A 25367-nucleotide genomic window follows, 5' to 3' on the forward strand; every position below is an offset into this window, starting at 1 on the left:
CCGACGCTGGAAAATCCCTCCGGAACTGTAGAACTGGGCCGCGCCGAATGACTGGATCATGTATCTTGCCTGATACGACTCGGTAAGAACCTTCCGCGCCGGGGGACGAGCGTGGTGAATCGCGCGCCTTCCAGTCGGTTGAACGCCTCAACTGTAGGGTGCGCGACAGTTGCCCCGTATAGGTCATGGAAGTGACCGGACACCTCGTCGATCGTCAAACCCCTTGCCGCCAACGACATACGATCTCGTCGATACCCGTCAGGCGTCGTTGCCGCTTCTTGACTATCTACGGCGCGAACGAGGACTCGGTATCGCGTGGAACGTCGATCTCTACCCGCCCGATCTCGGTGAGCGACCGTCTTCGAGCGGGTGCTGTTGCGGGAGTTGCCGCGGCCGGCGACGTCGTGTTTGCCGTAGCCGAGGTGCCCAGCCATCTCCGCTTCCAACGCGGTCTCGAGGACATTCTTGGCAAGTTGCTTCAACAGCCCATTTGGGCCCATCGACTTGATTCCTTACTCCTCGGCCTGACCCGGGCGATGCTGTCAGCTGCTGCTGAGTTTCCATCCTCCTGCGTTCGTTCGGCTGTTCCAGAAGTCTTGGTAGCGGCCTCCTTGCGCGAGAAGAGAATGGTGTGTTCCTTGTTCAACGATTGTCCCGTTGGATCCGAGGACGATGATCTGGTCCGCTGCGACCACGGTGGTTAGCTTGTGCGCGATGACGATGACTGTGCTGGTCTGAGCGAGGTGCCCGATGGATTGTTGGACGAACTGTTCGTTCTGGGGGTCCAGGGCGGCGGTCGCCTCGTCGAGAAGCACGATCGGGGCCTTCTTGATCAACGCCCGTGCAATGGAGATCCGTTGCCGCTCCCCGCCGGACAATGCGGTGCCACCTTCGCCGACGCGGGTGTCCCAGCCTGCCGGAAGCCGAGCGACGATCTCGTCCACGCCGGCCAAACGCGCCACCTCGGCCACCTCGTCGTCGGTCGCATGTTCACGCCCGACCAAAATGTTGGCCCTCAACGTGTCATCGAACAGGTACACGTCCTGGAAGACCACGGCGATCTGGCTCATGAGCTGCTCGGTGGTGTGGTCCCGGACGTCGACGCCACCGACTTTCACCGAGCCGTTGTCGATGTCCCAGAATCGTGCGATGAGCCTGGTGACGGTGGTCTTACCGGAGCCCGATGGCCCGACGATGGCCGTCATCGAACGCGCAGGGACGCCGAAGGTCAACCCGTTCACTACCGGTGTGTCTGTATACCCGAAGTGGACGTCGTCGAAGTCGACCCTGCCCGGTTCTAGAATGTCCGCCGGCTGTTCGGAGTCGAGAAGGGGGGCCTTGTCGAGAACGGCGGTCATACGCCCGATCTCGTTGCGGGCCATGCGAAGTGCGCCGGCAAACTCGCCTACCTCGTTGATCGGCTGTATGAACCGAGCGATCAATCCGAGCAACGCGATCAGCGTCACCGCGTCGAGACTCCCCCCGACAGCGAGATATGCACCGAACGAGATCAGCATCGAGAAACACAGCTGGATGGCGAATCCGGACACAACCATTCCGAAGATGCTGTATGCCATACCTTTACGGCCGGCCATCCGCTGGCTCTCGATGGCGTCGTCGAGCGGGGCGTACGTGCCGCTCGTGCGTCCGAACGCGCGAAGGACCGGCTGGCATCGAGCGTACTCGAGGACTCGGTTGGTGGCGACGATCGCTGCATCGTGCGCGAGCTCGTCTCCTTTCGAGATCATGACTGCCGCACACCGGGACGCCGCCGCTATAACCGGGACCGCAAGTAGCAGCGCAATCGCAAGCCGCCAGTCGAAGATCAGTACGGCCGCTACTATCGCTGCGGGCGAAGCGATTCCGGTGATGACAGGGGTGAGCAGATGCGCCGCGGCACCGCCGACCGACAGGGTTCCCTTGCTTGCCATCTGCGATGTCGTCGCAACAGTCTCGGGCCCGAACCAACCGAGAGGAAGCGTCACGAGATGGTCGCCGATGCGCAGATGCATCGTCCGCAACGCGGTCAACGCGACGCCGAATCCTTTCATGGCCTGCACGTAATGAGCTACGGCGCAAGCCAGTACAACCACTGCCATGGCGGCGATCCATCGAAGTGCCGAGGGGTAATCGCTCTCGAACAGCGCGCGCGTGATGGGAACGAGGAAGGACACAGCGGCACCTTGAAGAACGCCGTATGCGATGGCCCAGAACAGGAATGCACGAACAGGTTTGCGGTGCTGGGGGCCGAGGATGCGAATGAGGTCACGGATCATCGTGCTGCTGCCTCTCGGACGTCGGTAGCGTCGGACCGGCGGTGAGCGGCCCACATTCGCGAATAGTGACCGGTCGCGGCGACCAGTTCGTCGTGCGTTCCCTGCTCGACGATCTCGCCTCGGTCGAGGACGAGAATTCGATCGGCGTCCATGATCGACTCGAGGCGATGAGCGATCACAAGGATCGTGCGACCTCGCGCCAGCGTCGACAGGGCTCGCTGAATCTCTGCCTCGGATTCCGGGTCCGCGAAGGCGGTGGCTTCGTCGAGTACCAGGATCGGCGTGTCAGCAAGGATCGCCCGCGCGATCGACACCCGTTGAGCCTCTCCGCCCGAGAGCACTGCGTCGTCGCCGATCACCGAGTCGTAGCCGCGGGGCAGGGCAAGGATTCGTTCGTCGATCTGTGCCGCTCGCGCAGCCTCGCGCACGGTGTCGAGATCGGCCTCGGAACGGCCCAGCCGGATGTTGTCGAGAACCGATTCGTTGAGCAGCTGTACGTCCTGCAGCACGAACCCGACGTGGCGGTACAGCTCTGTTGTTGCAATATTGCGGACGTCCGCTCCCCCGATCGTCACCGACCCGTCCGTGACATCGTGAAATCGCAGTACCAGCGTCGCGAGGGTCGATTTCCCCGATCCGGACGCGCCGACCAGCGCTGTAACCGATCCGGTCGGCATCGCGAAGCTGACGTCTCGCAGGACCTCCGTCGTACCGTCATAGGAGAACCTGACGTTGTCGAAGCCGACTTCACTGCTGTCAGGGCTCACAGGTTCGACGGGTTCTGGGAGCGCCGGCGTCTCGAACAGTTCGACCAGTCGGCCGGCTGCTGCGCTTGCCTCACGTCTGGCCTGCATGCCGAAGCTGACAGCCATGATCGAAACGGGCAGCGCCATCGCGATGAGAGCGGCCGCGATGACGTCGAGCGGGGTGACCCAGCCCGCGGACACGAACCACACTCCGCCGAGCAGATTGACCAGAAGCACGACCGGTGCGCTCAGCGAGATGGAGGACAGGGCATCGGTTCGCAGCATCGGACCGACCCAGCCGCCGTAAGCATCGCCAAAAGCAATTGCTGCCGAACGGTATCGAGAGTGCGCCTTGCCTGTCCGGCCGAATGCCTTGACGACCGAAATGCCGGCGACGAACTCAACGATCGTCGAACTGATGGCTTCGATACCTTTGTTCATCTCGGCCATCTTCACGTCCATATCCCTGGTCATGACGGCATACGCTGCAATGTAGACAGGCAGGGTGGCCACGGCGACCAAAGCGAGGCGCCAATCGAGGAATACGATGTAGCCGACACCGAAGACGGGAGTTGCGACGGCACCCACAGTTTCGACGGCCTGGTGTGCAACCAGATAATGCAGGTCTGCGATGTCGTTCTGTGTCTTCTTACGAACCGACCCTGATGTGTTCTTGCCGAACCAGCCCAGTGGCAGGGTCCCGAGAGTGGCGACGATTTTCCGTCGCAGGATCGCCTGCATCGTCACATCGGCGTAGTGGGTGACCAGTAGAGCTCCGCTGCCGAAGGCCGCCCGCGCACCGAGGCCGGCGACGACGATCCACACCACCGGCAGCACGTCGCCGAATGTGTCGGCATCACCGCTCAACAGCATCCTGCCGAGTTCGACGACGGCGACATACGGGACGATCGTCGCTGCCGATGCGATGACCTGCATCGCCATGGCGATACGTATACGGCTCTGGACCGGCGCGAGGGTGTCGCCCAGTGCGGTGCTTTTCTCCACGAAGGCTCCTGCGTTATAAGATTGGATCAGTGATCTAATTTCAGCTGAAAGGTACAACACACGTGAGTGACGGTAAAGAGCTACGTTTGCGCCGGCGGCGGTCTTACCGGACCGGAATGACGCGGGAAGTTCTCATCGACGCTGCGGTATCACTCACGGAGGAACGTGGCCTGAGCGACTGGACGACACGAGAGCTTGCTGCGTCGTTGGACACGTCGTTGTCCGTCGTCGCCCATCACGTCGGCGACCGCTCAGAGCTGTCGGCCGCAGTGGTCGATCGAGTATCCCAACGCATAGCTGTTCCGCCCCAAATCGATTCGTGGCAGGAGTGGTTGAGGGAGTTACTGATCGAGATCCGCAGCGTCTTCGTGCAGTACCCCGGTGTCGCGCAATGGGCGCTGGTGCACGGACCTGTCACCCCAGCCATCGCGCCCATACTGGAACGAGCGGTGTCGGTTTTGCTCGATGCAGGTTTCGGCGACAACGCCGCCCGCGCGTACACCGTGGTGTTCACCACCTGCATGTCCCACATCGCGATAGGAGATTCACGATCTGCCGTAGGCAGGGACCACCGCTCGATTCGTCAGCAGATGCCTGCCGATCGCGGACCTGGACTCGACGCGGTAGCCGACTTGATCGACTCCATGTCCGAACCTGGCGGCATTACGCGCCACTACATCTACGCGCTCGACTGCCTTCTCGGGGGAATCGACGCCACCCGATCTCGATGAGCACCACCGCATGTGGACGACGCACCCGAGTCGTCCGATAGATCGAATCCTATGCGCCGAAGGAGAACTCACATGAAGCACACGATCAGACTCTCCACCATTGCCCTGACCCTGGCATTCGCCGCTGGGTGCGCAGCTTCACCCGCCGACGAAGTGCCGAACGAGACTCGAACCCGGACTGTCACACACGAATTGGGCGTCACCGAAGTACCGGTCGACCCAGAACGCATCGTGGCCACCGACGAGTACGCGGCAATGTCGCTGCTGGCAGTCGGGATCGTTCCCGACGTGGTGTTCACCGGATTCGGTTCCGCAATCGGCGGGACGGTCCTTCGCAACGCAGGCGCGCAGGTCATCGACGTGCCACCGGTCGGGGCACCTCCCACCGAGGAGATTCTGGCTGAGCAACCCGATCTCGTCGTCGGTAGCGATTACGGCGATCCTACTGTGTATGAGGCCATTTCGGACACCGTCGCGATGGTACCGATGCCCTACGCGAGTCCGTGGAAGGAATCGTTGGAATTCACCGCCACCATGTTCGACCGACACGATGAAGCCGCCCGTCTCCGAACAATGCTCGACACCGAGATCGATTCACTACGAAGCACAGTGACCACCGACCCAACCTCATTGTCGGTGTTGATGTACTCCTCGGACATACTTGCTGTTGCCACGGGGATCTCGCCGTCCTCATCCATGGCCGCGCGTGTCGGGATAACCGCGCCGACGCTGCAGACTGCCGCGTCGGCGGCACCGTGGACGGCACTGTCGCCGGAGTTGTTACCAGAGCAGGCAGCGGACGTAGTCGTCGTGTTCGACGAGGGGGTGTATTCCGCCGACCGAGTCCGGGGCGTAACCGAATCCGCTGGCATCACCGGCAACGCCGTGAACGTCAACGGCGAGATGTGGTTCGCCAACCACCCCTTCGCCACCTACTGGCTGGTTCGTGACCTCCGTGCCCTCATTGCCGGTGATACGTCGGACATAGGCACCGAGGACACCGCCGCCGATCGATACACGGATTTTCAGGCCGAACTCCGGTAGACGATTCAACTCGAGATGGGTGGAGTTCATGCCCTCGACGGGGCGCGGCCTCTATTACTCCGGTCAATGCATCGTAATGGTTAGGCCGCATCACCTAGAAGGGTAATGTGCTGCGACCACAGAAAACCGCGTGTAGAAGCGCACCCACCCGGTACGTCAACGCCAGTTTGCCGTACTTGAGTGGCAAGTCCTCGCCACTGTTCGACACCATTGAGAGAGCGTCTACTACATTGCGGCCTTGATTTCTGCACATCGAACTTCGGAGGCCGACCACCACTTCTGTCCCGATTACCCCGATGGCCGTGCTGATCTCGTGGTTCCGAAATCACCGCCTCGAGCCGCCGCGACCGCAGCAGCACGCCGGGAATACTCCTTGACGCCGAGCGCCGCATCCGGGCGAGGACGCGCTAGTACCCACCCCTCCCGCTCGATCTGCAAGTGTGAGAACGAAATCGGGAACATCGGATTGTCACCCGCTTGTCCGGCACCGATGAGAACTCGAGCCCACCTTCACACCTTCACGCTCAGTTCCATGCTGTCGTCGCGCTTGGATGGGAAGTTGAAGGTCACGTAACCGTGTGCCGGGTTCCGCACGTACTCGAGGTACGGGCCAGCGTCGGAATGACTGGCGTTGTCAGCGGCGATCAACGTCCCGACCGGCAGTCTCGCTTCCAGTACCTTCAATACTGGTTCGTATAATTCTTTCCACCCGTCGAGTAACACGAATTCGACCGTTCCGTCCAACGCGTCCAACGTCTTGACTGCGTCGCCATTGAGGACCGTCACCAGATCCGAGACCCCTACTTCCTCGAAAGTCGCACTCGCCGCGGCGACCTTGTGCGCGTTCATTTCGGTCGTCACGACCCGCCCGAATCCGTTGTCACGAACAGCAGCGGCGAGATGGAGCGTCGAGATGCCGAATGATGTGCCGAATTCGACGACGGTGGCCGGCCGGGTCGCCCTGATCAGTGAGTACAACAATCTTCCAGCTTCGCGGTCGATCGGCATATACGCGTCGGCCGCACCGTCGGCGCGTTGCTGAGCTGTCAGTCGCTCGGCCGAGTCGCGTTTGCGTCTGTGGCCGGGACCGCTGCGCTGCGCTTCCGCTGCGGCATACAGATCTTGCAACGTTGATGCGATGGGCCCGGAATCGAGTGAAGTAGGCATGCGGCCAGGGTAATCCACGAGTCTGACGGATCGGTGTCCGTCGCCTGTGAACATGCTGGGAACCGCTGCGCGGTGTAAGAGGACCGGGCCGGCTTTGCGGCGGCGATGGTTTGAATCCTACCGTTTCCCACGCAGCATCTGGCGTCCACCGTAATCGTGGTATTCGACTACCGTTGCGAGTCAACCTCAACCAACGCCGTTGGACCGAGTTGTGGGAAACAACGGAGCTCTTCGATCTCAACCATGGTCGGGCCGACCGCTCGCCCACACACACCACGCTGATGCAGCAGTCGCTGGCGCAGAGAACGCCGAATGAACGCTCTCAGGACTAGCTCGATCTACGATGCGCAGAGCTAGGATTGTTCGATGCACGAGGTCACAGCCAGCGAGCACCGATCGTTGCTGACTGCGGAGCTTGCGCAGCGGGTTGTCGATCAGGTGCGCCCCGTGGTGACCTACAACGTTAACATCATGGACGACCGTGGGTTCATCATCGCGTCGGTCGACCCATCGCGTCTTGGACGTTTACACCACGGCGCAGTTCACGCTCTCGAACGCCGAGACACAGTCCACATCGATGCTCGCAGTGCCGAACCAGACACCCGTGCCGGAGTCAACGTCCCGCTCTTCATCGACGACATCCCGGTTGGGGTCGTCGGGGTAACCGGCACGCCATCCACCGTCGAACCTGTTGCGCGCGTGCTTGTTCTGACAGTCTCGCTACTAATTCGACAGGAACAGCACCTCGACGATTCACGATGGCGGGAATCGGCCCTCAGAGACTTGCTGAATGCGCTGATAGTCGAGTCGACGGTCTCGGAGGGCCGGATGATGTCGAAGCTCCGCGACGTCGGCAAACCCCTGCGGCCACCGTGGACGGTGCTCGTCGCGCGCAGCGGTTCGAGCAGGCCCACGCAGGTATCGAGGCACCGCAACAGCGTGGTGGGAATCGAAAACGCCGTCGCGGTCGAGCGAGACGGGACGCTGTGGTTTCTTGTCGGATCGTCGAGCACGAGCACGCGCGCAGTGGTAATCGATCGATTGGCGGCGGCCGGTGCCTCAGTAGTAGCCGGGCGTGCGGGAGCGACGATGGCAGAACTGATCGTCGACGTGCAGAAACTGGATGTGTTGGTCCGCAACTACGTATCCGACAGCCGGGTACACGAGCTGTCGGAGTTCGACGTCGAAGTCCTGATCGGACGGCAACCCGATTTCATCACCATCGATTCGGTCCGCCGAATCGTTGAGCCTCTCACGAACACACTGCGTGAGACAGCCGGTGTGTTGATCGCCAACAATCTGTCGGTCGTCGCCTCTGCATCGCTTCTTCACACTCACCGGAACACCGTCGTGCAACGGCTCGGAAGGATCAAGGAACTGACGGGTTTGGACCTTCGGCTCTTCGAGGATGCAGTCGCGATGAAACTGGCACTCGCGTCGGCGAGGCAGCTCACCACCGGTGACGTCGACGACTGACTGGGCGCAACGCACAGAATAGCCCGCACATCGCGCCCTTTTTATGTATCGAATGGACATATATTACCGCCTTCGATGTGACCTAGCCTACATTCATGGATCAGAGCAGAAGCAGGATCGTGGTCGCACCGGACTCCTTCAAAGGAACCAGGTCGGCTACCGAGATAGCAGCCGCCATGGCTGCGGGCGTTCGCGATGCGCTCGGCTCGGCGGTGACAGTCATCGAATGCCCGCTGGCCGACGGCGGTGAAGGCACTCTGGACGCGCTTGCCGCGTCACTGGATGCCGAGGTCATCGAAGTTCGTACGCTCGACGCGATCGGACGGCCGCGCCGGGCACGAGTGGCAAAGTCCTCCGACGGAAAGATCGGGATCATCGAAGCCGCCGAAGCCAACGGCCTCCCACACGTATGCGACGTCGACCTGCAACCGATGCGCGCCGACAGTTACGGCGTCGGGTTGCTCGCACGATATCTTCTCGACGACGGCGTCTCGGAAATCCTTTTGTGCATCGGAGGAAGCGCGAGCAACGACGGCGGCACCGGGTTCCTGTCCGCCCTCGGCGCGCGGTTCCTGGACGCGGAGAACAACGAGGTTGCCCTCGGCGCGGCCGGGCTGGCCGACATCGATTCGGTGGACTTATCGGCGCTCCACCCTCGCGTCGCGGAGGTCACCATCGTCGTCGCACTCGACGTCGACAACCCGCTCCTCGGCCCCGAGGGCGCTGCTGCGGTGTTCGGCCCACAGAAGGGCGCAGGCGCAGAAGAGGTCGCAGCGATCGATGCCGGGATCGAGCACCTCGCTGCAATTCTGCACGCCGAGACCGGCACCGATGTGACGGCGATCCCCGGTGCCGGGGCGGCGGGTGGCCTACCCGCCTGCCTCGTCCCCCTTCTCGGCGCAGTACTGATGCCGGGTTCCGACATGGTCATGCGTGCAATAGGATTCGCCGACCTGTGTTCGGACGCCGTCCTCGTCCTGACAGGGGAAGGTTCCTTCGATTCGCAATCGTTACGAGGAAAAGTGGTCGCAGGCGTGCGGCGGGCAACCCCCGCAGACTGCCCGGTGGTCGTCATAGCCGGACGAGTCGCGCTCAGTCCGCAGCAGACCCGCGAGGCTGGAATTTCCGCAGCTCTGTCCATTGCGCCAGGACCCGCTCGATTCGATGAACTCTCCATCAGCACAACCGAACTCGTCCGCAACACCGCAGCTCATGTCGCGAGCATGTACGCCGCGTTCGCCGGGGTGCCCACCACCTCTGCTACGCAGATCGCCTCCTGAATTCACAGACCTCGAAAAGAGAACCGATGTTTCAACAAATCAGCGCACCCATCGTGGGATCACTGGCGCTGTCCGCGCTCTGCGCCGCCATCCCACTGGCCCTGCTGTTCGTTCTTCTCGGAGCATTCCGGGTCAAAGCCCACAAGTCCGCCCTCGCTGGCCTCGCCAGCGCCTTGGTACTGGCCGTTACCGTCTGGAAAATGCCGGTGGGACAGGCGTTGAGCTCCGCGGCAGCCGGCGTCGTCTACGGGTTGATACCGATCCTGTGGATTCTCGTCACAGCCTTGTGGATCTACCGAATCACTGTAGCGACACCGTGGTTCGGCATACTGGGAACCACCATTCGGTCGGTATCGAGCGATCTGCGAATCCTCGCCATCCTGATTGCCTTCTGCTTCGGCGCGCTACTCGAATCACTCGCAGGTTTCGGTGCGCCGGTTGCCATCACCGCAGCAATGATGATGGCCGCAGGAATGAAGCCGATGAAGGCAGCGGTGGTGTGCCTGCTGGCGAACACGGCACCGGTTGCATTCGGTTCCATGGGCACGCCGGTCATCGCACTCAACGGAGTCACGGGAATCCCGCTGCAGGAGCTTTCCAGCATGGCCGGACGCCAGACCCCACTCATCGCGCTCATCGTGCCCCTCCTACTCGTCTTGCTGGTGGACGGACGCCGCGGACTCTCACAGACATGGCCCGTCGCACTCATGGCGGGATTCGTCTTCGGTCTCATGCAATTTCTCACCTCGAACTACATCGCAGTAGAGCTCACCGACGTGACCGCGTCGGTCGCGACAGTCGCTGCTGTACTGGTGATGCTCCGCTTCTGGAAACCCCGCGAGATCATCTCGGGTGACACGTCCGCCGACCCCGCCGACCCCGCAGACACGACGCCCGCGCACGAAGACGATGTGACATCGAGAGCGGAGGCGGGTCCCACCGTCGTCACCCAGCCCACACGAGATATTGCCGCCGGGACACGCCCGCCGCTGCCACAGGTGTCGATGTCGATAGCTCCGTATCTGGTGGTGATGGCTGTCTTCTCGCTTGCTCAGATCCCGTCGATCAAGACCTGGCTCGGTGAAATCGGCAGCATCACCTTCCAATGGCCGGGACTGAACGTCACGGATGCCGACGGCACACCGGTCGCGGCGCAGAAGTTCAAACTCGACCACCTCAAGGCAACAGGAACACTGCTTCTGCTGTCCGGAATGATCACAATGGCGATCTATCGAATGAAACCGCTTGCGGGGCTGCGAATCTTCGCCGGCACCGTCGTCCAGTTGAAATGGACAATCGTCACCGTGACCTCGGTGTTGGCCCTGTCCTTCGTGATGAACTTGTCCGGGCTCACCACGACACTCGGCCTCGCGTTGGCTTCGACAGGAGTGCTCTTCGCAGTATTGTCCCCTGTCATCGGATGGATCGGCGTTGCGCTGACCGGATCCGACACGTCGTCGAACTCACTGTTCGGACACCTGCAGGTCACAGCAGCCGAACAGACCGGCCTGTCGCCGACCTTGATGGCGGCCTCCAACTCCTCCGCAGGCGTCATGGGCAAGATGCTCTCGCTTCAGAACCTCGCCGTTGCATCTGCAGCGGTAGGAATTGACGGAGCCGAGAGCAACCTGTTCCGAAAGCTACTTCCATGGAGCCTCGGGTTGCTCGCACTCATCACCGTCCTCATCGTCCTCCAAGCGACACCGGTTCTGGGCTGGATGGTCCCCTAGATCCTCGTCAGGGCCGTGCGTCGAAGGACGCACGGCCCTCCCCCTCCACACACCGACGTCTCATGGAGAGCAGTCGGGACCCAAATTCCTTACAATTACCCATAGGGCCTCATCTGGACATCGAAGATCAGGCCGATGTGCGGTCCGATCTCGGTGTCTTGTCGATCGCCGCCTCCAGGTACTCACCGAGCTGCTCGCGCAAATTTGCGTCCAGGGTGCGCTCGAGGGTCGCGTGCACGGACTCGACGCTCAGGGCGCGCATGATCTCGAGCATGTGGATCGTTTTCCCCACGTCCTGCCCCTGCGGGATCCATCCCTCGCCGTGCCGGTCGACAATATGACTCTTGACAGCGGCAATCATCGTCTTTGCAATGGTGTTCACCGCTGAATGGACATGCTCGTGGATGTCGAGGAGTGCGGCGATATCGAAGCCGTATTCGGATAGGGAGGCGAATCCCCTCAGCAGTTTCGGATCGGTGAAAGTGCATTCGTCGCCTTCGACCCGCGCAAGCCCGAATTCCACCAGACGCTGCAGCTGGGCCGAACTTCCGATCGTCGATTCGGCCTCGGTGAACGAAATAGTGACCGTATCGTCCGGGGCCGACCACGGCTCGGTGAGGGCACGTTGCAAACCCAGCACGTCGGTGAGGTCCTTGCCGCTCTCCCATCCATCGATGAAATCTGCGATGTGGGCTGTGGTGAAGCCGCGCTGAAGAAGTACGCCGATCAGGCGCAGGCGGGTCAGATGAGAATCGTCGTAGATCACGACCCGCCCCCGCTTCTGCGGGGGCGGGAGCAGTCCTCGGTCGCGGTAGACCCTCACGTTGCGTGCGGTCGTCTTTGCAGCGTGGGCGAGTTCGTCGATCCGATACTCCGCCATCGGTCCACTCCCTTCGCCTGCCGTTGCCCCAACCCTAATGCTTCGATCAAACCGAATCGGTCACCAGACTGATATGGGATCCTGTTGGCACGTTGGCAGCGGTCACCGAATAGTCCGGCAGTTCGACCGTATCGAGCTGTTTGATGTACTGCGTCGCGAAGCCGGGATACATGGTGGCGTTGAACCCGTCCTCGGTGAGATACCAGCTTGAACAGCCGGAGTTCCATGTCGTCTTGGTCAGCCGCTTCTGTAGCTCGACGTTGTAGTCCGCCTGCACTTGTGCTCGAACATCGAGCACGAAGTTCTGATTGACCGCCGTGGCGATGGCGTCGACGATGTAGTCGATTTGCGCCTCCATGTAGACCAGTGCCGAGCTGTGGCCGGGGCCGGAGTTCGGACCGAACGTGAAGTACATGTTCGGATACCCCGAGACCGCCACCGACTTGTAGGCATACGCGCCCTTGCTCCATTCCTCTGCCAGAACGCGTCCGTCACGGCCGGTGATGGGAATAGGGGTGCCCGCCTTGGAGACGTCGAATCCGGTCGCGAACACGATTGCGTCGAATTGGTGCTCGATTCCCTCGACCGTACGGATCCCCTTCTGCGAGATGCGTGCGATGGGCCACGTGACCAGAGTGCAGTTGTCTTTCTGCAACGCTGGGTAGTACGCACTGGTCATGAGCAGTCTCTTGCATCCGGCTCTGAACTCGGGTGTGAGCTGACGACGCAACCACGGGTCCTTGACTTGTGCGCGTAGGTGCAATTTGGATACGCCTTCGACCACGCGGGTCAGCGGCGATTTCCACACCACGCCGAGTGCGACTGACTCGTGCCCCCAGAACCAGGCTTTGCGGGCCAGTGACTGTGTGAACGGTAGACGCCGGTACATCTCACGAGTTGCGTTGCGTGTGCTGAAATTGGTTCGCGGAAGCACCCACCCTGGTGTGCGCTGGAAGACCTTCACCGAGTCCGCTACTTTCACCAACTCGGGCACGATCTGCACTCCGCTCGCGCCGGTCCCGACGACCGCCACCTTTTTCCCGGCGAAGTCGTAGTCGTGGTTCCAGCGGGCGCTGTGAATCTTTTCGCCCTCGAACGACTCGATACCGGGGATTTTCGGCAGACTGACATTCGCGAGGGGGCCTGATGCCATGACGACGCTGCGAGCGAACACCGGTTCGCGGTCGTCGATCGTGATCTCCCACAGCGATGAATCCTCGTGCCAGGTCAGATCCGCAACGTTGTGCCCGAAGCGGAAGTAGCCCGTCAACTCGAACCTGTCGATCATCGAGTCGACGTACCCGAGGATCTCTTCACTGCCGGAGTAGGTGTGCGACCAGTCCGGATTCGGCGCGAAACTGTAGGAGTAGAGCCGCGATGGGATGTCGCACGCTGCACCGGGATACGTGTTGTCGCGCCACGTTCCGCCGGGCCTGGTGCCTCGTTCGAGAATGACGAAGTCGCGAATACTTCGCTGGGTCAACCGGACAGCGGCACCGATACCAGCGAACCCGCCGCCGATCACCGCGACGGAGACCACGTCACGCCCGCTCATGCGACGGGCTCGTAGGTCAGTTCCTTCGACCAGGTGGGCTGAGCCCGGAGCAGGCGTTTGGGGTACTTGGCTGTCATGACGACCATTGCGTCTGCAAGGCGGTGGTACGGATGGGCGCGATCGATGACGACCGATCCGTGCCAGCTGATGAAGCGGTACATGGGTAGGCGTTTGGGGAAGGGTGTGCGCTCACCGACCTTCTTGAATCGCTTCATGGCGGTGTAGAGACGTTCCTCGTCCACGCCCATCTCGACGATGTTGTCGCGCATCTTGTTCAGCAGCGGAATGTAGCGCAGAGTGCCGATGATCAACGACGGGCGCGCCCACGCGCCGACGGTTTCGACGATGATTTTACGCATTTTGGCGTGGCCGAGAAGTTCGATGACCTCGAAATCGACTGCAAGATGCCGCGATTCGTCGGCGTTGATGTGTTTGAAGACCTCCTGACAGACCGGGTCGTGGATCTCGTCCATGATGAACTTGACCAATGCACCGTCGAGGGCGACCTCGAGCATCGGAATGACAGTACCCAGCACCGCGAGGGGGGTCTGGTCGGCGTACTTGTCCAGCCAGTCGATGATGAGCTTGACGTTGACGTTCGGCTGTGGAATTTCGTCGTTCTCGAGCATCCCCCATCGCCGCATCAGAGCAAGTTCGGCGTTCGCGTGCTTCTGCTCCTCCGCGTGGAAATGACGGTAGATGTCACGGAGCGTCTCGGTGGGTGCCTTACGTGCCATCGCGGCGAATCCGCGGGCACCGACGTTCTCGATCCACATCAGGTCGGACATGAACGGCTTGAGCTTGGCGTGCAGCTCGGGACTGATCGAATCGGCACCCGGTGCATCCCAGGCAATGTCGGCGAGAGCCCACTGCCGGTCCTTGATCTTGGTCAACATCGCCTCGAAGTCGAAATTTTCGGTCATTGTCACTTTCCTGTCGTCGTAGAAGAGTCGGTGAGGGGCCGATCCGATGATTCGCTCGGAATGAGCCGGTTGAGCAGTCCTGCGCCGCGGGTGTAGAGGGTCGGGGTCAGTCGCTTGGCAAGCCACACAGCTTTGGCGTCGAGTTGCGGGACGACATAGAGGCGACCTTTGTCGAAGGCATCGAGTGTTCCGGCGGCGACACGGTCGGGTGAGAACCCGGTCCAACGCATGAGTTTTTCTGCAAGCTCGGACGATTGAGCGGTGATGCGGCCATCGATTGCGACGTTGGTCTTGACGAATGTCGGGCAGAGCACGCTCACACGGACGCCTGTTCCCGACAGTTCTGCTGCCAAGGTTTCCGACAGTGACATGACACCGGCCTTGCCGACGTTGTACGGGCCCATGGTCGGTGCGGCCGCGAAACCGGCGGCCGACGCGACGTTGATGATCCCGCCGCGACCCGCAGCGCGCAGTTGCGGAACGAACGTCTCGCATCCATGGATGACGCCCCACAGGTTGATGCCCAGGGCCCAGTTCCAGTCGTCCAAACCGACGCTCCCGATGGGCTGGCCGCCGATACCGACGCCTGCGTTGTTGATCACCAGGGTGGGTGCACCGCCGAATTCGAGCTCTGCGAACAGTGCAAGATCCTCCACCTCGGATCGGACTGCGACATCACATCGCACCGCGTAACCGCGACCGTCGAGGAGACGGACGGTTTCCTCGGCGCGCTCGAGCGAGATGTCTGCGCACACGACGCGGCCTCCGCGCCGAGCAAGTTCCAGTGCGAAGGCGCGGCCGATACCGCTACCGGCGCCGGTGACCACGGCATCTGCGCCGAGGGACGGCGATGGGGTCGACTTCAGTCCGAACATGGGGTCTCGATTCGTGTAGGAGGAAGTGCTGCATCGGCGGGAAGACGATCGAGCTCCGTGCGGATGAACCGCGCTGCGTGCCCCAGCGCTGGGCCCGCTTCTGGGGATATTCGAGGGAGCGCTTGGAAGACGTGCATCTGGTCGGGCCAGATTTCGAGCGCGCAGGTACCGGCGTTGGCTTCGACGATCCCGCGTAGATACTCGGCGTCTGCGACCAGCATCTCGGCACCGCCTGCCTGCACCAGGAACGGTGGCAGCGATGTCCCTGACTCGACCGCTAGTCTCAGCCGCGGGATATCGGGCTTCTGGCCGCTGGTGTAGAGCATGGTGAGCGCCCGCGCACCCGCCGCGGAAATCATCGGATCGCGTCGCAGGCGTTCTCGGTCTTCGGCAAGATCGAAGGTCAGGTCGATCAGTGGGGAGAACAGCACTACCGCGGCGGGCTGCGGAGCGCGGCGTCGGGCATTGTCGATGATCAGGTCGAGCGCAAGGTGCCCGCCAGCGGAATCCCCAGCGACGGCGATCCTGCCGGGCTCATAACCCTGTTCGAGCAGCCACCGGTAGGCACGCTCGACATCGTTTGCGGCTGCCGGGAACGGGTGCTCCGGTGCCAGCCGGTAGTCCACGACGAACACTGGCACACCCGATTCGCGAGAAAGCCGTGACGCCAGACCACGGTGAGTGCGGGCCGAGCAAATTGCGTATGCACTGCCGTGTAAATACAGCACTGCCGCCGAATCGGTACGTGGCATGTTTTCGTCAACGCCGTTCACCCCCGCGGCGTCGACCCACTCGCCGACGACTCCGTTATCGTCGACTGCAGTGACAGTCGTACCGCGCGCGACACTGCCGAACAAGCGCATCGCGACCTCGACCAGGACACGCGCTATGTGCACGCCGCCCCGGTCGTAAGGTAGCCGAGACGCAATCGGCCGCAGTGTGCGAGCTGTCGTCCAGGCAGCGCAGCGCGCTCGTCGAGATCCTCGCACCTGTGGGCCGGCCACTGCCCGGGTCGCTGTCATAACGACAGCATCATCGACAATAGCGCCATTTGTCAATGGTCTATTCTCTGATGACATAGTTCGATCGGGCTCTGGATTTCCAGCCCGAGTACCGAGAGGGAGCAATCATGACGATCGAGTCGATTGCGGCAGCTGAGACCGACCCGCGCAGGCTTCGCCTGCGGGTGGAGAACGTCATCGAAGAGACGTCCGACGCCCTCACTCTCGTGTTTGCCGACCCAGGCACCGACGGCACCACGGCATTCCGCTACCGCCCCGGGCAATTCGTGACACTCGAGATCCCCCACGCACAGCACACGTCCGTCGCGCGTTGCTACTCACTGTCGAGTAGCCCGGACTGCGACGAGCGCCCGGCAATCTCGGTCAAACGAACCACGGGCGGCTACGCCTCGAACTGGTTGTGCGACAACGCCGTTGTCGGCCTCACCTTGTCCGCACTTCATCCTGCCGGCACCTTCGTGCCGCCCAGGTGGGACAAGCCGCTCATACTTTTCGCAGCCGGCAGCGGCATCACACCGATCATGTCCATTCTCAAGACCGCATTGGCAATTCACAACCAACGTGTCGAGTTGATCTACGCGAACCGGTCTCCGCAATCGGTCATGTTCGCCGATACCCTCAACGACTTGACTCAGCGCTACCCGACGCGCCTCGATGTACGCCACTGGTTCGAGTCCGAGCGCGGCCTTCCGACCCACACGGGCCTACGGGAGATCATCCCCTCGCACGCCGATTCCGACGCTTACCTGTGTGGTCCAGCCTCATTCATGGACATCGCTTGCGCAGCACTCGACTCCGCGGGGCTCCCCCCCGATGCCATCCATCGTGAAGCCTTCGCGTCCATCGAGACCAACCCATTCCTCTACACGGCACCCCGTGCTTCGACCGCAATGCACGGTGGCACCCCTGTGACTGCGGAGGTCGAAGGCGAGGACTATTCGTTCTTCTGCCCACCCGACACAGTGCTTCTCGACGCAATGCTCGCGCAGGGTATCGACGCACCGTTCGTGTGTCGGGAAGGAACCTGCGGGGCATGCGCATTCACGCTCACAGCGGGCGAGGTCGAGATGCGTGTCAACGAGACTCTGGACGACTACGAGATAAAGAAGGGCATGCGCCTCGCATGCCAATCCGTGCCGGTCTCGGACAGCGTCGCCATCGTCATCGACTAGGGCGCACGCGCGTTCCTACTGTGCGTGATCGATCCGAATAACTGTGGGGACCAATTACCGATACCGGAGGTAATAGCTGTGAAAATCGCCGTGTTGACACTGGGAACACGCGGTGACGTCCAACCGTTCGTCCAGATTGCCGACAGCCTGATCGGACAGGGCCACGAGGTAACGTTCGCCAGCCCACCTGGAATGTCGTCTCTGACGAAGGCGCTTCCCGTATCGACGGTCGAGTTCGGCCCCGACGTCAGTGCGTTCCTGAACTCCCCGAGGGGACAACGCATCATCCTTTCGGGCCGAACGTCGACACTGCTCCGAGAACTGTTCTTGTTGAACAACAAACACAGCGAAGAAATCGACGACGTCTTTCGTGAACTCTCCGCCGGTGCCGATCTCCTGATCGGTGGGTCATTGGCCGAGGAGAAAGCGGCTGCAGCCGCGTTGGCCCACTCCATACCGATGACCAGTGTGCACTTCTCCCCCTTCGTCAAGACCTCGCTCGTCCCGCATTCGCTGTTCGACATCGGCAACCTCGGCCCGTACACGAACCGTCGCACCTACGACCTGTTCACCGCGCTCCGTAGCATCGCCGCTCTGCGCGACACCGCAAGAATTCCCGAGGTGCCTTTTTCGCAACGCATTTCACACCGAATCATCGAACGTGCAGGTGCGACCGTGGTCGATGCGTACAGTCGACACCTCCTCCCTTCAACGGAGTCGATCGGAGATCCGGACTCATCGAGTCGGTTGGACCCGACCGGATTCATCCACATGACACCCCACCTGCGTAGTCGCGTGTTCCGTAGTGTCAGCGAGGCCGACTCCGAGGGCATCGAACAGTGGATAGCCTCGGGCTCAGGCGAAGTCGTCTACTTCGGGTTCGGGAGCATGCCAGTGGGAGATCCCACGCGGTTGCTCGCGCTCATCGCCGAGGTCTGCCGCGCGCTCGGTACACGCGCTGTGTGGTGCACCGGCTGGTCGCCCACCCACACCATCCCCGTCGACAGCCGGATCCGCGTAGTCGACGAGGTCGATCATGACCGCATAATCCCGTTGTGCGTCACAGTGGTTCACCACGGTGGCGCCGGAACCACCGCAATGGCCCTGCGACACGGCCGCCCCCAAGTGATCACCTCGTTCTTCTGGGATCAACAGTTCTGGGGAAGAATGGTCGCGAACAAGAACTTAGGAATTCATCTTCGCTACCGGACCGCCCGTGCAGAAGACCTCATGATCGCAATCCGATATGCCATGTCGCCTCCGGTCCGGATTCGAGCCGAACTGCTCGCGCGTGCTGCAGCCGTCGAGGGCGGGCTCGGGAACACATTGTCGAAGATTGATGCTGCGGTGCGCATCAGCGCAGTGTCAACCCGCCCCGACAGTAACTTCTTGGTCGACACCGCTGCAGCACAAAATTGTCCGCGACACGTCCCCCAGTTCCCCGACACCAGGGCTGACGAAGGCCCTTCGAGTCACCCCTCGAGTTGTCGAGCAGGCGACGTGCTCGATGCGGCGAACGACCGGCAGGAGTCGGACATCAGATGAACGAAGTGGGGAAGGTCGACGGACGTGAACTGAGGTGGCGCGCGCACAACACTGCGCGCAGACTGGCACTGCTGGACGGGACAATCTCTGCTGTACGCATACACGGCCGGGCAACCGGCCTAAGCGAGATCGCATCGGCAAACGGTGTTTCCACGTCGGTCCTCTACAAATACTTCTCGAGCAAGGACCAGCTTTTCAAGACGGCTGTGAGACATTACTTCGAAACTGCCCTGATCCCGCAGATGCATGCAGCAACTTCTACAGAACCGGACGACTACCGTTGTGCGCGTGCGATGATCACGACATATGTCGACGCAGTCGAGTGTGATCGCCAATTCTACGAATTTGTCCTGACCAACAACGACGGCAATCGTGACTTGGTCGCCGAATCCGAACAGTTGATCGCAGAACTGCTCGGTACCGTCATCGAGGAGCGTCTACGCGCGCTCGGCATGGACACCGGTGGCGCAGCACCGCTGGCATTTGGAATCGTAGGTGCGGTTCGGATGACAGTGCATTGGTGGGTCATCGAACGATCCATATCGAAGGATTCACTTGTCGAGTATCTCGCAATTATGCTGTGGGGTGGTATCTCCGGCATTGCTGAATCCGAGGGGTCTCCCTCGAAGTTCGAGTCCCGACCAACCCCCGCAAGCTGAGCTCCTGGAGGGTAGGCCGGCAGCTACCGGCGCTCCCTCTCGCACGAAGGCCGACGCAGCCACACGCCCATTAGTATTATGGCAGACCCCGAGGAACCTGCATCGAAAACTAGCGAATCTCGCCCGAAGTACACCCAGTTACCGATGTAGTCTTCGTCAGACAGTGCTATTGCAGCTACTGCGCACTGTCGTGACATTCACCGCCGTAGTACTCGGAATGCCGAACCTCCTCGGGGATGGATCAAGTCGCATCCAGATGGATTCCAGCAGGTGTCGCCACCGCCCTGCCGTTCACGCTCCGAACAGCAGGAACAATCCACCGAATGTGTAGAGCACCATGACGACCATCATGGCGAGCTGTCCGGTGGCCGCATGTTCTTTCGGCAGTGTTCGCAGCGACGCGTCGTGGGCGAGGGTGATACCCACCAGGTGCCCCACCACGACCGCCAGGACGGCGATGCCGGCGACGACCGACGGGTGGTTGGACAGGACGTAGGAAACCGATGCATCCTGCAGCCCCAGTACATTCGCTCCGTTGCCCAATGGATCCGATAGCGAAATGATTGTCTGCTGGCCCTTTTCGACGAAGTACGTGAGGTAGTGAGCCGTCATGTAACCCACCACGATCGGGATCAGGGAATGGGCGAGCAGGCCGGGTAGCGCGGCACGGCGAACACGCGACACTCCCCCGGTGGCACGGGCCGCAGACCAGAACGCCGCTCCGACAACGCAGATGACGGCAATCAACCCGAGAGTTCTGGTCGGCACCGATCCGAGAGCGGATTCGTCGACCAACGAGCGCCATGCCGGTATCTGCCCGATGCTGTCGAAGGCGGTGGACCCGAGCAGAACGGCAAGCACGGCCACTGATCCCCGCTGCACCGGCAGGCTCACCGCACCGTCGAGCGGAGACCGCAGCGCCAGCACGCCGGACGCGGCATCTCGGGTGAGTGGAGACAACCGAGATACCGTGTCGCTGTACACCTCGAAAGGGTCTGCACGAGAGAACCATTCGTTGCCGAAGATCGCCGCACCGACCGCCATCGACACGACGTATACCGCGCACCACAGACGAACGGCCGACACCGAGCCCGAGTCGGGTGAGGCCAGTTCGAGCCAGACGAACGCGAAGAGTCCGACAACTGCTGGTACACAACCCCATTCGCGTCGATACGGGACGATTGCCGCCGACGTCGAACGACGCAACAGTCCGCACACGACCCGGTGTAGTGCCCGCATCGGAGACACGATTCGCCAGAACGGCCCGAACAATAGTGACGCCGGAACGATGCCCACCCACACCAAAACGTAGAAGGTGCCGAGCAACGCGTTGCTGGAATCCTGTGGCCCCCACACCGATGCTGCGGCGACAGTGCCCGCCAGCAGCACCGACAAGGTCCCGACGAGACCCCGGACGAGCGCCGAATCGGCCACCACCGTCGTCCGCGGCAACGCCACGACGACACGCGTGGGGTCGAGCCTGGGGCGACGCCACGCGAACAGCAGCAGCACGAACGACGCCGCCAACGCCCACGCCCCTCCGATCAGGGCGTAGGTTACCGGGATCGGCAGATCGGTCGACCCGCCGAGGCCGTGGGCGAGAATCACGGACGAACGACGAGCGTGGCGACAGTGCGATCGCTGTGGTGCAGTTCGATATCGACCTGTCCGGGCACATCGACGGTGAACGTGAACAGCTGATCTTTACCCGGCTCGATCTCGAAGGTGTGCTCGGGAACCGAATGCACGTGCAGTTCGTCGGCGACATCACTGGTGATCGACATCGAAATCGATTGCCCCACAGACGCGTCGAGGCGTTGATTGGTCGGTTCGACCGTCCCGCCGTCGATCGACAGATTCATCTGCAGGGTATCGGGCTGCGCGGAGACCGACGGGGTGGAGTCGGTGCTGGGCACCGGTTCTGCCGCGGTGGGCGAGGTACCGCCGGACGACGATCCGCAGCCGGCCACCAGCGCCACCGCTGCACATCCGATGATCGCTGCCCGCACTGGCGACGGTCCCATGTCAGTGCTCTCCTTCGTGTTCGAGTTTCTCTGCGCGCTCCGCCCGGCGGTCCTTCCTGACGACGTACAGCACCGCGGCCACGATGATCAACGCGGGCGCGACTGCCGGAATGGCCAGAACCACAGAGTGATCGGCGAGATAGACGACGTCTGATGCTGCCATCATACGGAGCTCGAATCCAGCGTCCTGCGTGACACCGATGCTCCCGGGGTCTCGGTACTGATGCGCACTGCGCCCCACGACAGAGCCCAGATCAATGCCAGAGTGCAGACGAGCACAACCAGTGATGCGGCACCGAACAGCCACGCCGGGTGATCGAAGCTCCGCTCACGCTGCAGCAGCGCGGTCTCGCTCTGCAGCTGCCGTGTGAACTGGGCGTCGGCCGAGACCTCGGATGCGCCGATGCCGGGATCGGCCGCCATGAAGATCGGCGTTCCGGTCAACGTTCGACCGTCCTGGATACGCAGGAACGTCTTCCACGTTCCGTGCGCCGGAACCGGACGGGTCGACTGATACATCCCGGGCCCGGTTCGTTCGAGACGATCGACGACCAGACCACGCAGAGTGTCACCGGCTCCCTGCCATGCCAGGATCGCCACCCATTCGGGGTCGTCGGACACCAGATCGGCTGGATCGAGACGGACCGTCGCCGTCACCATGCGGCCACCGTCCTGCGGCGCGGCATCGGCGAGAGTGACCGTCGCCGTTGCGTTTTCCGGTACATCGATCTTCAAACCGTTGGCTGTCGCGCCGCCGAGTACGAGTACCAACGCGACGACGATCGTGCGCCGGACAGCAGGTGCCGGCAGCCCGTCACCGCTGAGCAGTTGCGCGAACAGTCCCGCCGTCAGCCCACACATGACGCCGACGGGTATTGCCATCGCAAGGGCCTCGACCCACATCGACGTCGGCCACGGGTAGACGAATACCGCGTCGATCCACAATGATTCGAGCCACAGGCCCACGGTTGCGGCAGCGAATCCTGCGAGCATTCCGAATCGAAGTCTGTGCACCACGAGCGGAGTGAGACCGACGAGTTCGACCACCACCGCGATCCCGAGGAACAGCGCGAAGACGTTGTGTGGTTCACCCAGAACGGGACCGACGACGAATGCTGTCAGTTCGCGAATGACGGCGGCGAATGCGACGACGAAGAGGGTCGCGCCCCGTCCCACGACCAGTCGTGCGGCGACGAGTGCGAACGCTCCGGCACCGACGATGAGCATCGGCTGGAACACCAATCGGAACTGCTCGACTCCGAAGTCGAATTCGATCTGGAACACCGACAGTCCGATGAGCAGACCACCGAACGCGCTGGCTTTGAGGATCCACTTCAATACCGAGCGCTTGGGGCCCTGCGCGGTGTCGTCAACCTCGTCGGGGGACGTCTGCTGCGCTGCGGCGAGCGCCAATCTGCCTTCGTGCTCGAGCAGCAGGACTCCGATGAGAGACAGTCCGGCACCGCCGATCAGCATGAGGTGAGTCGGTCCCCACAGCGTGACGTCCTGGCCGAAGATGCGGTGCCAGATGTCGTCCAACGGAAAACCGATGAGCGCGTACAGACCACTGCCTGCGATCAGCAGACCACCCGTGGGCGCATACCAGGTGCGCGTGATCTTCACGGCCGCGCGGCCGGGCTTCTCGTCGAGCGGCAGGATGATCGCAAGAGCGCCCGCGATGAACAGGAAGAACAAGCCGACCAGGATGAAGTAATGGGCAGGGTTGGCCAGTGGTCCCTCGTCGCGCCCTCGTCCGATGTGCAGGCTGACATCCCAGATGAACCCCAAGAACGCCGTCAGAATGGTCGAGACGAACAAGACGAGAGGTAAGGCAGCCCAACCCGGCAAATTCAGCTTCGATCCGGCGTAGTCCGCCAGCTTCCCCAACCACGTTATCCGTCGGGTGCGGTGCATGAATGCCAGGTACAACAGGAACAGCGAGACCACAGCCGCCGCTGCCGTCATGCCGAACACCTGATCGAGAGCTGCACCCCCGCTCTCCGACTGAGCAATAACGTAACTCTTCGTCACACCTACTATGGCCATAGGAAAAGTATGACCCCAGATTGCTCCCATGGACACCCTTTGCCCGTATTCGCCCGAAAGGTCATCTGGGGGTTTTCAGACGCGATCTGCCTACCGAGAGAGATCGATGACATCCCGGCAGATCAGGAACCCGAAATCTGTTGTCGGCAGCTGGACAGACCACTCAATCGCACTCGGTTCCGCAGCCCGGCACGAGTAGGACGAAGGCCGGCGTGATCCTGCCCTGGTCAACCCCTCCAACGGCTGCAACGTTTCTCAGTCCCGACTCGCGCCTAAATGATAAAGTGTGAAGTCTCAGCGAAGCTCTGACTGCGCGGTTTTAACCATGGCGGTTGGCTGGTTCCTGAGCATCCGAGTAGCCTTCACCAACCGACGGATTCCCCGGTGGAGCGCCGAACACTCGAACCACCCTTGCGGAGCGCCGGCTGGGCGGAGGACCGCCCGGTGGTGTACCGGCCGCTACCCTCAGTTAATTCATTCGAATCAGCAAATCTATAGTCAAAAGTGGCGCGCCTAGCCGGTCGTGCGCCCTACTCAGAGCGGACATTTAGGATCCACTGCATTAGGGTACGTTCGCCTCAATAAGGTTCGACTTGGATGACAACGCCTCTGACCAGGCATATCGTCCTCGTCATGAGCGTAGATATCAAAGAAACCAGCCACACCAAGTTCCACGCACTTCTTCGCGACCAGATTCGCAACGAGTTCAACGCCTCGCAGCAGTACATCGCCACCGCTGTCTACTTCGCGAATGTCGACCTGCCGCAGCTGGCCAAGCACTTCTACGCGCAGTCGGTCGAAGAGCGCAACCACGCGATGATGATCGTGCAGTACTTCCTCGATCGCGACATCACGGTCGAGCTGACCGGCGTCGACGCCTCGAAGTCCGTCTTCACCGATCCTCGTGAGGCCATCGCCCTGGCGCTCGCGCAGGAAGAGACCGTCACCGACCAGATCATCGCCCTGGCGAGCACCGCACGCGAAGAGGGCGACTACCTCGGCGAGCAGTTCATGCAGTGGTTCCTCAAGGAGCAGGTCGAGGAAGTTGCCAGCATGAAGACCCTGCTCAACATCGCAGATCGCGCGGGCCACAACCTGTTCGACCTCGAGCAGTTCGTTGCCCGCGAGATGAACACCAGCGTGGTCGCCGACGCAGGCGCACCCACCGTTGCCGGCGGATCGCTGTAAATACCGCCGCATCTCCGGGTGAG

At 61.9% G+C, this 25367-nt stretch carries 22 protein-coding genes; 9 read left to right on the top strand and 13 right to left on the bottom strand.

The window, feature by feature from the left end; all coding sequences use genetic code 11:
- Window positions 1-56: 56 nt before the first annotated feature.
- From CH295_RS26060 to CH295_RS26070, 3 genes are read right to left on the bottom strand one after another with little or no spacing between them, the layout of a single operon-like run.
- A complete protein-coding gene (locus tag CH295_RS26060; RefSeq protein WP_141217090.1) occupies window positions 57-500 on the bottom strand; it encodes a transposase in 444 nt (147 codons plus the stop codon).
- A gap of 42 nt (window positions 501-542) precedes the next feature.
- Window positions 543-2276: an ABC transporter ATP-binding protein gene (locus CH295_RS26065; RefSeq protein ID WP_094742353.1), complete on the bottom strand. Its 1734-nt coding sequence runs from the start codon at window positions 2274-2276 to the stop codon at window positions 543-545.
- A complete protein-coding gene (locus CH295_RS26070; RefSeq protein ID WP_252342196.1) occupies window positions 2273-4027 on the bottom strand; it encodes an ABC transporter ATP-binding protein in 1755 nt (584 codons plus the stop codon). Before CH295_RS26070 ends, CH295_RS26065 begins: the two co-directional genes overlap by 4 nt.
- Before the next feature lie 116 nt (window positions 4028-4143).
- On the opposite strand from CH295_RS26070, the gene CH295_RS26075 reads away from it, so the two are divergent.
- Window positions 4144-4758: a TetR/AcrR family transcriptional regulator gene (locus tag CH295_RS26075; protein ID WP_094742354.1), complete on the top strand. Its 615-nt coding sequence runs from the start codon at window positions 4144-4146 to the stop codon at window positions 4756-4758.
- A 72-nt stretch (window positions 4759-4830) separates the two neighbouring features.
- Window positions 4831-5802, top strand: coding sequence for an ABC transporter substrate-binding protein (locus CH295_RS26080; protein ID WP_094742355.1), 972 nt, complete (start codon window positions 4831-4833; stop codon window positions 5800-5802).
- 510 nt (window positions 5803-6312) lie between these two features.
- Here CH295_RS26080 and CH295_RS26085 read toward each other — a convergent pair.
- Window positions 6313-6969 carry an O-methyltransferase gene (locus CH295_RS26085; protein WP_094742356.1) on the bottom strand — a complete coding sequence of 219 codons (657 nt, stop codon included), beginning with the start codon at window positions 6967-6969 and terminating at the stop codon, window positions 6313-6315.
- A gap of 366 nt (window positions 6970-7335) precedes the next feature.
- Between CH295_RS26085 and CH295_RS26090 the strand changes: the two genes are divergently transcribed.
- From CH295_RS26090 to CH295_RS26100, 3 genes are all read left to right on the top strand, one after another.
- Complete coding sequence (locus tag CH295_RS26090) at window positions 7336-8445, top strand: CdaR family transcriptional regulator (RefSeq protein WP_252342197.1); 1110 nt, start codon at window positions 7336-7338, stop codon at window positions 8443-8445.
- A 95-nt stretch (window positions 8446-8540) separates the two neighbouring features.
- Window positions 8541-9725 carry a glycerate kinase gene (locus CH295_RS26095; protein ID WP_094742357.1) on the top strand — a complete coding sequence of 395 codons (1185 nt, stop codon included), beginning with the start codon at window positions 8541-8543 and terminating at the stop codon, window positions 9723-9725.
- Window positions 9726-9751: 26 nt separating this feature from the next.
- The gene (locus CH295_RS26100; protein WP_094742358.1) at window positions 9752-11455 is read left to right on the top strand and encodes an L-lactate permease; all 1704 of its coding nucleotides are present in this window, start codon (window positions 9752-9754) and stop codon (window positions 11453-11455) included.
- A 127-nt stretch (window positions 11456-11582) separates the two neighbouring features.
- Here CH295_RS26100 and CH295_RS26105 read toward each other — a convergent pair whose 3' ends face one another.
- From CH295_RS26105 to CH295_RS26125, 5 genes are read right to left on the bottom strand one after another with little or no spacing between them, the layout of a single operon-like run.
- Complete coding sequence (locus CH295_RS26105) at window positions 11583-12335, bottom strand: MerR family transcriptional regulator (RefSeq protein ID WP_094742359.1); 753 nt, start codon at window positions 12333-12335, stop codon at window positions 11583-11585.
- Between the two features lie 46 nt (window positions 12336-12381).
- The gene (locus tag CH295_RS26110) at window positions 12382-13890 is read right to left on the bottom strand and encodes a flavin-containing monooxygenase (protein WP_094742360.1); all 1509 of its coding nucleotides are present in this window, start codon (window positions 13888-13890) and stop codon (window positions 12382-12384) included.
- Window positions 13887-14813, bottom strand: a complete 927-nt coding sequence (locus CH295_RS26115; RefSeq protein WP_094742361.1) for a reductase — start codon at window positions 14811-14813, stop codon at window positions 13887-13889. Before CH295_RS26115 ends, CH295_RS26110 begins: the two co-directional genes overlap by 4 nt.
- Window positions 14814-14815: 2 nt before the next feature.
- Complete coding sequence (locus tag CH295_RS26120; RefSeq protein ID WP_094742362.1) at window positions 14816-15688, bottom strand: SDR family NAD(P)-dependent oxidoreductase; 873 nt, start codon at window positions 15686-15688, stop codon at window positions 14816-14818.
- Entirely contained in the window at window positions 15676-16440 is a 765-nt protein-coding gene (locus CH295_RS26125; protein ID WP_252342198.1) for an alpha/beta hydrolase, read from the bottom strand. The genes CH295_RS26120 and CH295_RS26125 overlap by 13 nt, the downstream gene beginning before the upstream one ends.
- Window positions 16441-16817: 377 nt before the next feature.
- On the opposite strand from CH295_RS26125, the gene CH295_RS26130 reads away from it, so the two are divergent.
- The 3 genes from CH295_RS26130 to CH295_RS26140 all read left to right on the top strand — a co-directional run bounded on the left by CH295_RS26130 (window position 16818) and on the right by CH295_RS26140 (window position 20086).
- Complete coding sequence (locus CH295_RS26130) at window positions 16818-17882, top strand: ferredoxin--NADP reductase (RefSeq protein WP_094742364.1); 1065 nt, start codon at window positions 16818-16820, stop codon at window positions 17880-17882.
- Between the two features lie 78 nt (window positions 17883-17960).
- Entirely contained in the window at window positions 17961-19427 is a 1467-nt protein-coding gene (locus tag CH295_RS26135) for a glycosyltransferase (protein WP_141217091.1), read from the top strand.
- Window positions 19424-20086, top strand: coding sequence for a TetR/AcrR family transcriptional regulator (locus tag CH295_RS26140; protein WP_094742366.1), 663 nt, complete (start codon window positions 19424-19426; stop codon window positions 20084-20086). Before CH295_RS26135 ends, CH295_RS26140 begins: the two co-directional genes overlap by 4 nt.
- 291 nt (window positions 20087-20377) lie before the next feature.
- Here CH295_RS26140 and CH295_RS26145 read toward each other — a convergent pair whose 3' ends face one another.
- From CH295_RS26145 to CH295_RS26155, 4 genes are read right to left on the bottom strand one after another with little or no spacing between them, the layout of a single operon-like run.
- Window positions 20378-21694 (bottom strand): hypothetical protein, encoded by a 1317-nt coding sequence (locus CH295_RS26145; protein ID WP_094742367.1) that lies wholly within the window; start codon window positions 21692-21694, stop codon window positions 20378-20380.
- Complete coding sequence (locus CH295_RS26150; RefSeq protein ID WP_094742368.1) at window positions 21691-22110, bottom strand: hypothetical protein; 420 nt, start codon at window positions 22108-22110, stop codon at window positions 21691-21693. Before CH295_RS26150 ends, CH295_RS26145 begins: the two co-directional genes overlap by 4 nt.
- 1 nt (window position 22111) lies before the next feature.
- On the bottom strand, window positions 22112-22276 hold the full coding sequence (locus tag CH295_RS28000) for a hypothetical protein (RefSeq protein WP_170946088.1): 165 nt from the start codon (window positions 22274-22276) through the stop codon (window positions 22112-22114).
- A complete protein-coding gene (locus CH295_RS26155; RefSeq protein ID WP_094742369.1) occupies window positions 22273-24156 on the bottom strand; it encodes a hypothetical protein in 1884 nt (627 codons plus the stop codon). Before CH295_RS26155 ends, CH295_RS28000 begins: the two co-directional genes overlap by 4 nt.
- Window positions 24157-24789: 633 nt before the next feature.
- Between CH295_RS26155 and CH295_RS26160 the strand changes: the two genes are divergently transcribed.
- Window positions 24790-25344 (top strand): ferritin, encoded by a 555-nt coding sequence (locus CH295_RS26160; protein WP_032381166.1) that lies wholly within the window; start codon window positions 24790-24792, stop codon window positions 25342-25344.
- Window positions 25345-25367 lie beyond the last annotated feature (23 nt).

Source organism: Rhodococcus sp. 14-2483-1-2 (genome assembly GCF_002259405.1).
Lineage (GTDB): Bacteria > Actinomycetota > Actinomycetes > Mycobacteriales > Mycobacteriaceae > Rhodococcoides.